Source organism: Rahnella inusitata, from assembly GCF_018288855.1.
GTDB lineage: Bacteria > Pseudomonadota > Gammaproteobacteria > Enterobacterales > Enterobacteriaceae > Rahnella > Rahnella inusitata.
The window spans coordinates 2,632,114-2,645,900 of record NZ_CP065024.1 but is presented as its reverse complement, the minus strand read 5'-3'; the positions used below and the strand labels follow the sequence as shown (position 1 = coordinate 2,645,900).

The 13,787-nt window shown below is 53.5% G+C and carries 9 protein-coding genes; 2 read left to right on the top strand and 7 right to left on the bottom strand.

The window, feature by feature from the left end; translation table 11 throughout:
- Nucleotides 1–11: 11 nt before the first annotated feature.
- The 6 genes from I2123_RS12455 to I2123_RS12430 all read right to left on the bottom strand — a co-directional run bounded on the left by I2123_RS12455 (nt 12) and on the right by I2123_RS12430 (nt 8,495).
- The gene (locus tag I2123_RS12455; protein ID WP_112167985.1) at nt 12–923 is read right to left on the bottom strand and encodes a carbohydrate ABC transporter permease; all 912 of its coding nucleotides are present in this window, start codon (nt 921–923) and stop codon (nt 12–14) included.
- A gap of 8 nt (nt 924–931) precedes the next feature.
- Nucleotides 932–2,212, bottom strand: a complete 1,281-nt coding sequence (locus I2123_RS12450) for an ABC transporter substrate-binding protein (protein ID WP_213050584.1) — start codon at nt 2,210–2,212, stop codon at nt 932–934.
- 63 nt (nt 2,213–2,275) lie between these two features.
- Nucleotides 2,276–3,379: an ABC transporter ATP-binding protein gene (locus I2123_RS12445; RefSeq protein WP_213050583.1), complete on the bottom strand. Its 1,104-nt coding sequence runs from the start codon at nt 3,377–3,379 to the stop codon at nt 2,276–2,278.
- A gap of 152 nt (nt 3,380–3,531) precedes the next feature.
- Nucleotides 3,532–6,204 (bottom strand): alpha-L-rhamnosidase, encoded by a 2,673-nt coding sequence (locus I2123_RS12440; protein ID WP_213050582.1) that lies wholly within the window; start codon nt 6,202–6,204, stop codon nt 3,532–3,534.
- A 38-nt stretch (nt 6,205–6,242) separates the two neighbouring features.
- Nucleotides 6,243–7,556, bottom strand: coding sequence for an MFS transporter (locus I2123_RS12435; protein WP_213050581.1), 1,314 nt, complete (start codon nt 7,554–7,556; stop codon nt 6,243–6,245).
- A gap of 84 nt (nt 7,557–7,640) precedes the next feature.
- A complete protein-coding gene (locus I2123_RS12430) occupies nt 7,641–8,495 on the bottom strand; it encodes a helix-turn-helix domain-containing protein (protein ID WP_213050580.1) in 855 nt (284 codons plus the stop codon).
- A gap of 349 nt (nt 8,496–8,844) precedes the next feature.
- Between I2123_RS12430 and hslJ the strand changes: the two genes are divergently transcribed.
- Nucleotides 8,845–9,267 (top strand): heat shock protein HslJ, encoded by a 423-nt coding sequence (gene hslJ / locus I2123_RS12425; RefSeq protein ID WP_213050579.1) that lies wholly within the window; start codon nt 8,845–8,847, stop codon nt 9,265–9,267.
- 43 nt (nt 9,268–9,310) lie between these two features.
- On the opposite strand, the gene I2123_RS12420 is transcribed toward hslJ, so the two are convergent.
- Nucleotides 9,311–9,595, bottom strand: a complete 285-nt coding sequence (locus I2123_RS12420) for a putative hemolysin (RefSeq protein WP_112167992.1) — start codon at nt 9,593–9,595, stop codon at nt 9,311–9,313.
- 309 nt (nt 9,596–9,904) lie between these two features.
- On the opposite strand from I2123_RS12420, the gene nifJ reads away from it, so the two are divergent.
- Nucleotides 9,905–13,426: a pyruvate:ferredoxin (flavodoxin) oxidoreductase gene (nifJ, locus tag I2123_RS12415; protein ID WP_213050578.1), complete on the top strand. Its 3,522-nt coding sequence runs from the start codon at nt 9,905–9,907 to the stop codon at nt 13,424–13,426.
- Nucleotides 13,427–13,787 lie beyond the last annotated feature (361 nt).

Genomic DNA, 13,787 nt, shown 5'->3' with positions numbered 1-13,787 from the left:
ATTGGTCTGCTTCACTGATAGTGCGCCCTTTTATCCATCAGATTGAATTTAATCAGCGCGATCGACGCCAGAATCACCAGCAACACAACCGTCATCGCCGAGGCATACGGCAAATCCCAGTAACTGAAGGCGGTGCGGTAGATGTAAAACAGCAGCAGGCTGGTGCTGTTGTTCGGCCCGCCGTTGGTCATGGCGATCACCTGATCGACAATCCGAAACGCGTTCATCGAGGCGTTGATCAAAATAAACAGCGTGGTCGGCATCAGCAGCGGCCACTGCACGCGGCGAAAGAAAAAGCGGCGTGATGCCCCTTCGATTTCGGCGGCTTCGCTAAGGCGCGGATCGATTTGCTGGAGCGCGGCAAGATAAAAAATCATGAAAAACCCGGCTTCACGCCATACCGATACCGCCATCAGGCTGTAAAGCGCGGTATCCGGCTGCCCCAGCCAGTTAACGGCGGGCAGCGAAAACAGCGCCAGCAGTTTGTTCAGCAAGCCCAACTGCGGTGTGTAGAAAAACAGCCACAGATTGGCGATCGCCACCATCGGCAACAATGAAGGAATAAAAAATGCCGCGCGGGTGATGGCATTGCCGCGCAGACGGCGGTTAACCGCCAGCGCCATCAGCAGTGCCAACATGACCGACAGCGGAATGGTGATTGCGGCGTACAACAGGTTGTTGCGCAGCGAGAGCAAAAACGTGTCGTCATCGAGTAAGGCGCGGTAGTTATCCAGCCCGACAAACTGCGCCGGATGTCCGTTGCGCGCGGCGCTGAATACGCTTTCCCAAATCGTCGCCAGCGCCGGGTAATGGGTGAACAGCAGCAGAAAGCAGAGCGCCGGTAGCAACAACAGATAGCCATACAGCTGCAAAGACAACCCGCGTGTGCGGGGTGCCGGTGCGACAGAGTGCAACGTGCTCATGTCGTTCCTTATTGATACGGTTTCAGCAAGCGGTCGGCCTGTTTCTGCGCAGAACTCAGCGCCTCTGCCGGGGTTTTCGCCTGAGTGACGGCGGCTTCTATCGCGTGGTTCATCAGTTCCTGAATCTGCACACTGTTGTACGTCGATAACTCAGGCTGGGAATATTTCAGCTGCTCGCGGGCGACCAGCGCCTGCGGCACCTTTTTCACGTAATCCTGCATGACCTGGGTTTCCCAGGCGGCGGGCGACGTCGCGACATAACCGGTCGCGATGCTCCAGCGCGCAGCCTGCTCAGGCGCGGACACCCAGCGGATAAATTCCATCGCCGCTTTCTGCTGTTCCGGCGTGGTGTTTTTGAAGACGTACAGGTTACCGCCGCCGGTCGGGCTGCCGCGCTGAGTTTTCTCCGGCAGCATCGCTACGCCGAACGGGAATTTAGCGTTGTCGCGCACGGTGGTCAGGTTACCGGTGGTGGTCACCATCATGGCGGTTTTACCGTCGATGAAATCCTGCGGCGTGGTGCCCCAGGCTATCGCGCCTTTTGGCGACACGCCCTCTTTTTGCGCCAGATCGGTCAGCCACTGCAAAGCCTCGACGTTGGCGGGCGTGTCGAACGTCACTGCCGTGCCTTTGCCGTTATCCAGATGGCTGCCGTTGGTGGCGGCGATCCCCTGGAAGTTCCAGTAGCCGTTTGGCGTGGAGGGGATCTCGATGCCCCACTGTTTAACATCGCTGCCATCGCGCACCACCAGCTTCTTGCCAAAATCGACCACCTGCTGCCAGTTGGCTGGCGGCGTGTCACCGTTCAGACCGGCTTTCTCAAATGCCTGTTTGTTCCAGTACAAAACCACCGTCGAACGCTGGAACGGAATGCTCCACACCTGATCCTGAATGTGGCGGATGAATGCCGGATAGAAACTGTCGATCCACTTTTTGCCGTCGGCATCGTTCGCCAGGCTGCTGACCGGCACAATGGCACCCGCGTCAATCAGGGAATAAGCTTCGATGTCGCCGATCACCGCGATCTGCGGGGCGTTGCCGCCGCGAAAGGCGGTCAGCGCTTTCGTCACGGTGGTGGCGTAATCACCGGTGTAGACCGGCTGAATGCTGATGTCCGGATGCGTTTTCTGGAAATCTTCCACCAGCGTATCCACCGTGTGGCTGATTTTTCCGCCAACGGCAATCGGGTAATACATTTGCAGTTTGACCGGATCGGCCGCGAAGGCTGAGGTGCCGGTAATCAACAGCAAAGCAGTAGCAAGGCGTGAGAAGCGATGAGCAGGTGACATGGTTTTCCCTTTGGCATTCATAGTGTGTGAAGTCATAAAAGTGAATAAAATCAAAATATAAAATCAGATGGCAACGCGTGTTTGCGAAGGCAAACACGCGTGCTCAGCGTGATAACAGCGCTTGCCGTCCGCACTGAAGAAAAAATACTGGGCGCCGGTCGCCCATTGCAGCCCGACAATCTGGCCTTCGGCAAAGCGTTTCATCCCCGCCACTTTCACGGTGAGCGGCTCGGGGTATCCGGCTAACGCGCAGACCACCAGCGTGTCAGCGCCCATGTATTCGTGGCTGACAACCTGTGCCGTAAGACCGGCATGTGCGGCGTCAGTCAGCTGAATATCCTCTGCACGCAGCCCGAGGCTGATAGCCCCTTCGTCGAGATTTTCCACCACCGGGACCGGCATATTGGCGAGATAATGATGTGAACCGCGACGCACCAGCGGCAAGATATTCATCGGCGGCGCGCCTATGAATTGGGCGGCGAAAATGCTGTTCGGGTTGTTATAGAGGTTGTCCGGCGTGTCGTGCTGTTCGATGTGGCCATCGTTAAGCAGAATAATCTTATCGGCCATGCTCATGGCTTCGGTCTGATCGTGAGTGACGTACACCATCGTCAGGCCGAGCTTTTTTTGAATCGCGCGGATTTCACGGCGCATGCTCTGGCGCAGTTTGGCGTCGAGGTTGGACAGCGGCTCATCCATCAGGCACAGCTTGTTATTGGCGATCACCGCACGTCCCAGTGCCACGCGCTGTTGCTGGCCGCCGGAAAGTTGCGCGGGCAGCCGGTCAAGCAGCTGCTCCAGCTCCATCAGCTTACTGACTTCGGCTAACCGCGTGGCGAACTGACGTTTATCCTCGCCGCGTGCCCGCAGCCCGAACAGCAGATTTTCGCGCACGCTCATGTGCGGAAAGAGTGCGTAAGACTGAAAGACCATCGACAGTTTGCGTTCTGACGGCGTGAGCGCCGTGACATCTTCCTGACGAAATAAAATCGCGCCGCTGTCAGCGGATTCCAGCCCGGCGATGGTGCGTAACATGGTGGATTTACCGCAACCAGAAGGCCCCAGCAATGCAATAAACTCCCCCTCTTCCACATCAAAACTGATGTCGTCGAGGGCGACCTTATTTCCCCAGGATTTCTGAATGTGACGCAGTGATAAATAGCTCATGCCCGTAATGATTCTCTCTGACCGGTGATGGGCATAACCTAACGGGGCAAAATGACGGTTTTATGATGAGGAGATGACGGCAGGAAGACAGCCAGAATTCGAGGCCGGAAAACGCCCGATGCTGCGCTTTCCGGCCCCGCGCTAAAGGTTAATCATTGTCTGAGGACATAGGTTATCTGATATCGGCCAGAACCGACGTCTGCGGCGAATCCCCCAGCGCTATGGATAAAATCTGCCCCGTCGGTTTCGGATACGCTTTCTGCCGCCAGTAATGAAATGGTGGCCGTCGCATTCGGCGGAATAGTCACATCCAGCCTCACGGTTTTTTGCTGCACATTTTCGGCGACGACTCGCCATTGCACACAGATTTCTCCGTATACCGAGTGGTAACCGGCTTTCACCCAACTCACACCCCCGCCGATAAGCGGTTGGATGATCGCGTGTTTGAAGCCCGGCCGATCTTCATCTGTTTCAATCCCGGCCACTACCCGGTAAAGCCATTCCCCCACCGCGCCATAGGCATAATGGTTGAAGGAATTCATGTCCGCGCTCCACATCGAACCGTCCGGTTTGATGCCGTCCCAGTGTTCCCAGATGGTGGTCGCCCCCGCTTTGACCTGATACAACCATGACGGAAAATCGTCTTTTAAAAGCAGTTCCCAGGCTTCTTTCGCCCGCCCGTTCTGACTCAGCGCATGGCAAAAATACGGCGTTCCGACGAAGCCGGTGACCAGATGGCCGCCCTGTTCTTCTAAGAGCTCAACCAACGTGTCCGTGGTTCTCTGGCGGAATGCGTCAGGCACCAGATTAAAATAAAGCGCCAGAATATGAGCGGTTTGCGTTCTCGCCGCCAGCCGTCCGGTCGGCGTGAAAAACTCATCCTGAAAACGGCGGACAATGGCGTGATGCAGCGCGAGATATCTTTCGTGATCGACCCGCAGGTTTAGCACTTTTGCCGCCTTAGCAAACAGCAGCGTGGACCAGGCGTAATAGGCCGTACAGGTGAGATCGTCAGGCGTCGCGCCAAAGTAGCTGCCCTCTTTGGCATCCAGCGCCACCCAGTCGCCGAACTGCAACCGGTAACGCCAGAGGTTATTTTCGGCATGCGCCTGCATGAAATCGATCCAGCCTTTCATACTGTCATATTGATTTTCCAGCACCCGCGTGTCGCCGTACATCAGATACATCGTCCACGGGTTGATCACCGCCGCATCCGCCCACGCCGATGCGGAGTGCGTCCCGCCGCCGGACAGCAGACGATCATTCTCGCAGTGGCCGTCGAGAATATCCGGGATCACATGCGGAACACCGCCCTCCGGTGTCTGGTCACAGCGCAAATCAGTCAGCCATTTGGCAAAGAAATTACGCGTCTGCATCAGGTAGCTGGCGGTCCGGCAGAAGATCTGCGCATCACCCGTCCAGCCCAGACGCTCGTCGCGCTGCGGGCAGTCGGTCGGCACATCGACAAAGTTACCTTTCAGCCCCCAGAGAATATTGTGGTGCAGCTGGTTAAGATCCTGATTCGAACAACTGAAATGGCCTGTCTGCTCCATGGCGGAATGCAGCACGATGGCGGTGAAATTGTCCAGAGCCACCTCTCCCGGATATTCTTCGATTTTCACGTAGCGAAAGCCCTGCCAGGTGAAATGCGGATGATAAATTTCCTCGCTATCGCCTTTGAGCGTATATTCCACCCGCTGTTTGGCCGAGCGTAAATTATCCAGATAGACATTGCCTGCGGCATCGAACACTTCGAAGTGGCGTAATATCACTTTATCGCCTGCGCGCCCGGATACTCTAAACTCCACCCAGCCACTTAAATTCTGCCCGAAATCGATCACCCGTTCGCCTTGCGGAGTCATGATGATTTCTTTCGTCGCCAGTAATTCTCTCTGGCGGACTTTACAACTTCCCTGCGCAGTCAGCGTTTTTTTATCGTAATCAACAATATTTACCGGTCGCCATGACGTGGACGGATAATTTTTATTATTCCAGCCACTCATTTCTTTTCTGGCATCATAAATTTCGCCGTCATAAATTTCGGAGAAAATAATGGGTGAGCTTTCACCTTTCCAGTCCTGGTCGGAGTGTATGCTCTTTTTCGTGCCGTCGTTATAGAGAATTTCTAACTGACATATCAGCGCGGTCTGGTCGCCATAATAATTACGGTGACGGGTAAATCCCATATCACCTTTGAACCAGCCCGCACCAAGAATGGCGCCCATGACATTCTCACCGCTTTGCAGCAAACCGGTCAGATCATAGGTCTGATAAAGTAAATGATGATGATAACTGGTCCATCCCGGCGTCAGTTCATCGTTACCGACTTTTTCCCCATTCAAATAAAATTCATATAACCCCAGCGCACTGACATGTAATACGGCAAAGGCGACATTCCCGGCATTGTCGATTACGAAACTTTTTCTCAGTGATGTGGTGGCTGAACTATTTTTGTCTGCGGGTGTTTCAGCAGAAATAAATTCCGCCTGCCAACCTGCGTTCAGTAAACCCGTGATGAAGGTTGCAGCCTGACTCCACTCGCTGGTTTCACCGTGATTATCCTGAACCTGTACACGGACGAAATAACGCATTGAGGGCAATAATGCTATTTCACCAATATCCACGTTATTCGATATTTCACTGTTGACTTTTCCGCTGTCAAAAATAATGGCGTTAAAATATTCATTCTGCGCTATTTGCAACCAATACGAGACTTGTTTCACGTTCCTGTTATCACTTTCAATTTCCCAGCCAATCACCGGCATGCGATCCACACCGTGTAATACCGGTTCCAGATCCAGGGTTAATTTTGCAATGGACAGCATAATTCGTCACTCCTTAATTACGGCACATTAATGAAGGTTCAGAGGTGTTGTGATGAGATTTTTTCTGCGGACATTCCCGGAGAAATATAATGATTCTTTTCAATATAATTTTCAGATTCACTTTTGAATTCATTGCGCTGTTTGCCGTGAAAACACAACCAGCCAATGAAAAGACCTAACGCGACGACAGTGGATAAAATTGAATAGAGCGCGACAGGTCCGGCATCGAGTAATAATGGCGTCACAAACGCCAGCAGCCCGCAGGACAATCTGGAGATTGCCACAATGACGCCCTGTGCAGTGGATCTCAGCATGGTCGGGAAGGATTCCTGCGACCAGACCTTCATGATGCCCTCAAAGGCCAGTCCGCTGCCTAATGCAGTAAAGAACAGGCAGCAGAACCAGGATAGCGGCGAGAAGTTGAAAATAACCGGCAGGAAAAAACCTCCGGCAAAGCAGAATGCGCCGACAATGAAGGTCGGGATCCGCTTAGGCGTATCGACGAAGCGCATGAAGATTATCCCGGCAATCACGCCTACCGGTAAGGTCAGCAGATTCCACAAGGAGTTTTTCTCAACGCTGATGCCGACCACGTTGACCGCGACGTAGGTGCCGAACTGCCCGCCGGTATTGGCCGCCAGATTAGTGAACATGTAGAAAGTACACAGCGAGACAAAGGGCAGCAGATATTTGCCTTTAACCAAATCCCGGTACGCCACTTTCTGCGCACGAACGGTGGTCAGCCCTTTCTTATACTCATTTCGGGCAGTGAGCCACATCGGTGATTCCGGGATAGTGCAGCGCAGTGCCAGCAAAATCACCGCCACGGCGCAGACGTGCAGATACATCACCTGTCCGCCAATATGCCCCCAACCGCCGACCACGGCGGAGACGGCCATGGTCATCACGATACCGAGAAACCACAGCAGATTAGAAAGACCGATAATTTTCCCGCGGTTCTTATCCGTGGCAGCTTCAGAAATGGTCGCCAGGGATACCGGCAGATCTGCGCCGGTGGCCAGACCGACCAAAACAGTGCCCGTTAACAGTATCGGAAATTGATGACCGAAGGCTAACAGCAGCGTGCCGATAATAATCATGATCATGGTCGCAATAAACACGGTACGGCGTCCGTAGCAATCCCCCATCCTGCCACCGAATAATGCGCCGAGTGCAATACATAAGGTTAATATTCCGGAGAGGACGCCTATTTCAAAGGCAGTGGTGCCGATCGCTTTTTGATATATTACCAGTGCGGTGCCGTTTGAAACGATGGCGGCTGAATCAATATAAGACGCCATCCCTGATACCACACCCACGTACCAGGGATTGGGTTGTTTGATTATAGACATGGTGATTCCTTTAGAAGTTATTGTGAACATTAATACTTCATCTTTTTAATCCCTGTGACTTATTTTCATCTTTTATTATTGCAATCAGATCACGCTATTACTCACTCGTGCACGCTCCTGAGAGGGCGTTCGGGAGAATTGTTTTTTATAGGCTTCGGTCAGCCTGGCGTGATGAGTAAATCCGCACATCAGCGCAATTTCACCAATGGAATAATCGGTGGTGCGCAATAATTCCTGTGTTTTAAGCAACCGGTAGCGTAACTGGAATTTTTCCGGCGTATATCCGGTGGTCTGTTTAATAAAGCGAAACATAGTTCGTTTGGTGATACCGCTGGTTTCGCATAATCCCTGCCAGCTGATAGCGCAGTGATAATTTTCAAGGAGATGATTTATCAGGTACCGCTTGCCGCTTTCCACCCTGCCGGTCTTTTCTTCTTTCGTCGTCGCGCAGCGATAAAGTAAACTGATAATCGCCAGCAGCGCTGACTCGGTAGAAGAAAAATAATCCGCATCGTAGTCCGTAACGTTTTTATTATTGACCACTCCGGCCAGCCTGATAATTTTCTCTAATTCATTTTCATTCAGTGCAAGACGTTTGTTTTTCGGTGGCAATGTGCGCTGCCTTATCCCCTCTTTTAGGATGTCTATATTTTGGATGAAATGAAAATTTCGCGTGCGGTGCAGCAGTATATTAATAACAGATAATTCATTCGCTGATTCATAGCAGTGAATATCGCAGGAAGAAACCAGAAAGAAATCACCCTGACAGATAAACTGCACCTGATCGTTAATAATATGAAATCCGCTGCCGTGCCGGACAATGACCAGTTCATCAAATTCGTGCCCGTGGACATCCTCCATCATCTGATGGTGCATATCAAATAAGCTGAACGCATGATCGTCTGAAAGAAAGAAATCATCGACGCGTAATATCTTCATCTCTTCACCGTTAATTGTGAAATGGCGTATCCCTTAATATCTCACGCATATTATAAACGATAATTTCCGATGTAATGATTAGACCGTAATAATGATGACAAGTCTATATAGCGCGCTGGCACTGGGGCGTAAACAACAGTGATATAAGTTTTATTTTCGACAATCGACCTGGGTTCAGAGCCGGATAACATTGTTACCGGAGGTGATAAATCGCACGAAGAGAGGGGTTAACGCCTCACCCTATTCACCCTATTACCTATTCACGCTATAATAGGCAGGCAAACGACGCATTAGTTAGATGAATCTATCGACAAAAAGAATGCGGATGGAATATTTCTCAGGAGAGAAGATGAAAAATGCACTGTTTATTCTGGCTACGGCCATGACGCTGGGCGCATGCAGCATGAATCAGAACACCGCGGTTAAACAAACCGACTTACAGCATCATCGTTTTGAGCTGCTGAGCGTTGACGGCCAGACCGTTCCCGCGGCGCAGGGGCGCATTCCGGAGATTGAGTTCGGGGAGAAAATGCACGTTTCCGGCAAGATGTGTAATAACTTCTTTGGACAGGGCGAACTGCAAAACAGCGTGCTGACCGTGAAAGGCCTGGCCTCGACCCGCATGCTGTGCAGCGACGAAAATCTCAATAAATGGGATCAGGTGATCGGTGAAGTGCTCAACAATGGCGCAGCCTTAAACTTGCAGGATCATAAACTGACCCTGACTCAGGGTAAACATACGCTGGTATACCGCCTTAAAGACCGGATGTAATCACCCGTTTCACCTGCAAAAACGCCAAACCTGAGTTTGGCGTTTATCCCGCAGTGCAGCGGCCTTGCATCAATGCCGTTTCGGAACACTGGCGGCCATTCGACATGGAGCACATCCCAACGCGGCTGCCATCAAGCTGCGGCGCAAGTCGCAATTGCCCGCCCGCCATCGAACAGGCTGCATAAGCCGGACTGTCCATATTCACGGTACGCGCGCTGACGTTCACGCTGTTGCCTTTTTGTGGAACATCAGCCGAATCTTCATGGCTGCTGCATGCGGCTAACACCAGCACGCCGGTGGCCAGTAACACGCGAAACGCAGTGATCATCTGTCCTGCTCCTGAAAAGTAGGGTTGTAGCGGGGAATTTTTTAGAACGGTCATCATATCCGACGTTTTTCGTCTGCGTCGAGTCCTCCTGCGAAAGAACATCAACTTTTTCCTAAAAAACGGGCTTTTGTTCATAAACCGAAACACTTTTCTTTCCCGTGTCGGCCAAATCATTCACATGACTAATAAAAACCCATGCACACAATCAGGATAAATTGATTATTCCGCCCTCTGCTAAGCTTTTATTATTCTTGCCAGCATAACCAAAAGTTTGCTGGCCTGTTTTTGTGAGCAAGCAAAGGGTATTCCATGATCACCACTGACGGTAATAACGCAGTCGCTTCCGTGGCTTATCGCACTAACGAAGTGATTGCTATCTACCCGATCACTCCGAGTTCTACCATGGCCGAAATCGCAGGCGCATGGTCAGGCGAAGGGAAGAAAAACTTATGGGGCGACGTCCCGACGGTAATGGAAATGCAGTCGGAAGCCGGTGCGATTTCCACCGTCCACGGCGCATTGCAAACCGGCGCGCTGTCGACCTCTTTTACTTCGTCGCAGGGTCTGCTGCTGATGATCCCGGTGCTGTACAAACTGGCTGGTCAGCTGACGCCGTTTGTGCTCCACGTTGCTGCCCGTACCGTCGCCACGCATGCGCTGTCAATTTTTGGCGATCATTCCGACGTCATGGCCGTACGCCAGACCGGTTGCGCCCTGCTCTCTGCCGCCAGCGTGCAGGAAGCGCAGGATTTCGCGCTGATTTCGCAGGTCGCCAGCCTTAACAGCCGCGTGCCGTTTATCCATTTCTTTGACGGTTTCCGCACCTCGCACGAGATCAATAAAATCGCGCCGCTGAGTGACGACACACTCCAGCAGATGCTGCCTCAGGCGCAAATTGACGCCCACCGCGCCCGCGCACTGTCGCCCGATCATCCGGTCATTCGCGGCACGTCCGCCAATCCGGACACCTACTTCCAGTCGCGCGAAGCCACCAACCCGTATTACAACGCCACCTGCCAGCACGTCATCGACGCCATGAGTGCTTTTGCCGCCCTCACAGGCCGTGAATATAAGCCATTCGAATTCGTCGGTGATCCGCAGGCCGAGCGCGTGATTGTACTGATGGGATCTGGCATCGGCACCGCCGAAGAAGTCATCGAAACCCTGAACGCGCGCGGCGAAAAAGTCGGCGTGCTGAAAGTGCGTCTTTATCGTCCGTTCAGCGCCGAACATCTGCTAGCCGTGCTGCCGCAGAGTGTCAAAAGCATCGCGGTGCTCGATCGCACCAAAGAACCAGGCGCACTGGCGGAACCGCTGTATCTCGACGTAATGACCGCGCTGGCGGAAGCCTATTCACGCGGCGAACGCGATTCGCTGCCAAAAGTGATCGGCGGACGCTACGGATTATCCTCGAAAGAATTCGGCCCCGACTGCGTGCTTTCAGTGTTTCGCGAACTGGCGCTCAGTCAGCCGCGCCCGCGCTTTACCGTTGGCATCTATGACGACGTGACCGGTCTTTCATTGCCGGTGGTTGAAGAAGAGTTGCCAGAACGCGCCTCGCTGGAAGCCCTGTTCTACGGGCTGGGCAGCGACGGTTCCGTCTCGGCGACCAAGAACAATATCAAGATAATCGGCAACAGCACGCCGATGTACGCGCAGGGATATTTCGTTTACGACTCCAAAAAGGCCGGCGGCCTGACGGTATCGCACCTGCGCGTCAGCGAAAACCCGATCAAATCCGCCTATCTGGTTACACAGGCTCATTTCGTTGCCTGTCATCAGTGGCAGTTTATCGATCTTTATCAGATGGCCGAACGCCTGCGCCACGGCGGGATCTTCCTGCTTAACACGCCGTTCAGCGCCGCAGAAGTCTGGGCGAGACTGCCGCTGGAAGTTCAGGCTGCGCTGCATCAGCGCGAAGCGCGTTTTTACGTCATCAACGCTGCGAAAATTGCCCGCGAATGCCGCCTCGGCGCGCGTATCAATACCGTTATGCAGATGGCCTTTTTCCACCTGACCAACATTCTGCCAGGTGATGAAGCGCTGAAAGAATTGCAGGGCGCGATTGCCCGCAGCTACAGCAGCAAAGGCGAAGACGTGGTTACCCGCAACTGGATGGCGCTCGCCGCGACGCTGGAACAGCTGGTTGCCGTGCCGCTGGAACCAATCCCGGAAAATCCGCATAAACGTCCGCCGATTGTCTCCGATGCCGCCCCGGATTTCGTCAAAACCGTGACTGCCGCGATGCTGGCAGGGCTTGGCGACGCGCTGCCGGTTTCCGCTTTCCCGCCGGACGGCACCTGGCCGACCGGCACCACGCAGTGGGAGAAACGCAATATTGCCGAGGAAGTGCCGATCTGGAAGCCGGATTTGTGTACTCAGTGCAACCACTGCGTCGCCGCCTGTCCGCATTCCGCGATCCGCGCCAAAGTGGTTCAGCCGCAGGAAATGGAAAACGCGCCGTCAGCATTGCAGTCGCTGGACGTGAAATCCCGCGATATGCGTGGTCAGAAATACGTGCTTCAGGTCGCACCGGAAGACTGCACCGGCTGTAATTTGTGCGTCGAAGTTTGTCCGGCGAAAGATCGTCAGGATCCGTCAATCAAAGCCATTAACATGGCTGACCGCATTGATCATCTGGAAGAAGAGCGCGCCAACTACGATTTCTTCCTCAAGCTGCCTGAAATTGATAAAACCACGTTGGAACGCATCGATATCCGCACCTCGCAGCTGATCACCCCGCTGTTCGAGTATTCCGGCGCCTGCTCCGGCTGCGGCGAGACACCTTACATTAAGCTTATTACCCAGCTGTACGGCGACCGTTTGCTGATTGCCAACGCCACCGGCTGTTCCTCGATTTACGGCGGTAATCTGCCGTCAACGCCGTACACCACCAACGCCGAAGGCCGTGGCCCGGCATGGGCAAACTCGCTGTTTGAAGACAATGCCGAGTTCGGTCTGGGCTTTCGCCTGACGGTCGATCAGCACCGTCGCCGCGTATTGCGTCTGGTGGCGTCATTGGAAGAACATATTCCGGCTGAATTGCTGGGCGGCCTGCGCGACGACACCGTCACGCCGGAAGTGAAACGCGAGCATGTCACCGCGCTGCGCAAAATTCTGGCGGACATCGATACCCCTGACGCCCGTCAGCTGGCGACCGACGCCGATCACTTAGTGGATAAATCCATCTGGCTGATTGGCGGTGACGGCTGGGCTTACGACATCGGCTTCGGCGGTCTGGATCACGTTCTCAGTCTGACTGAAAACGTCAACGTGCTGGTGCTGGATACCCAGTGTTATTCCAACACCGGCGGTCAGCAGTCGAAAGCCACCCCGCTCGGCGCGGTGACGAAATTCGCCGAACAGGGCAAGCGAAAATCGCGCAAAGATCTGGGCGTCAGCATGATGATGTATGGTCATGTTTACGTCGCACAGATTTCGCTCGGCGCGCAGCTGAACCAGACGGTAAAAGCCATACAGGAAGCCGAGGCCTATCCGGGGCCGTCGCTGATTATCGCGTACAGCCCGTGCGAGGAGCACGGCTATGACCTGGCGCTCAGCCATGATCAGATGAAACAGCTGACCACTACAGGATTCTGGCCGCTGTACCGGTTTGATCCGCGTCGCGCAGATGAAGGTAAACCGGCACTGGCACTGGATTCCCGTCCACCGGGCGCAGGGCTGACGGATACGCTCAACAACGAACAGCGTTTCCGCCGGCTCAATGCCCAGCAGCCGGAAGTCGCTACCGCGTTATATGCGGCGGCAGAGAAAGAGCTGAAACAAAAATATGAGTTTTTGGCCATGCTGGCGGGGAAAAGTGCTGACTAAGGTCAGCTTTTAAATCAACGTCAAGGTCAAAGTCGTGGGCGCCGGCCCACACCGGGTTAAGGGGCGTAAACGCGCCCCTTAACAATCCTGCGTTTATTTTAAAAAGCGCTATCGCGGGAATGATGGACCTGTTCTGCGGCTAAGGAGGGTGGCGCAAAACCCTGCCGCTACGCGGTACCTTCTCTCGGTGCTGGAGCCTAAGGTCTCCAGCCCGCTCCGTTTTGCAGGATTTATTGATCGCGCCATCTCACCATTTTTAAAGACAAGACAGACCCAAGTCATTTTCAATTTTTACTTGGCTGTTTTCTCTTTTCTATTTTCTATTTTTATATTGTTTTTATTTTCTTTTTTCGTACTGAGT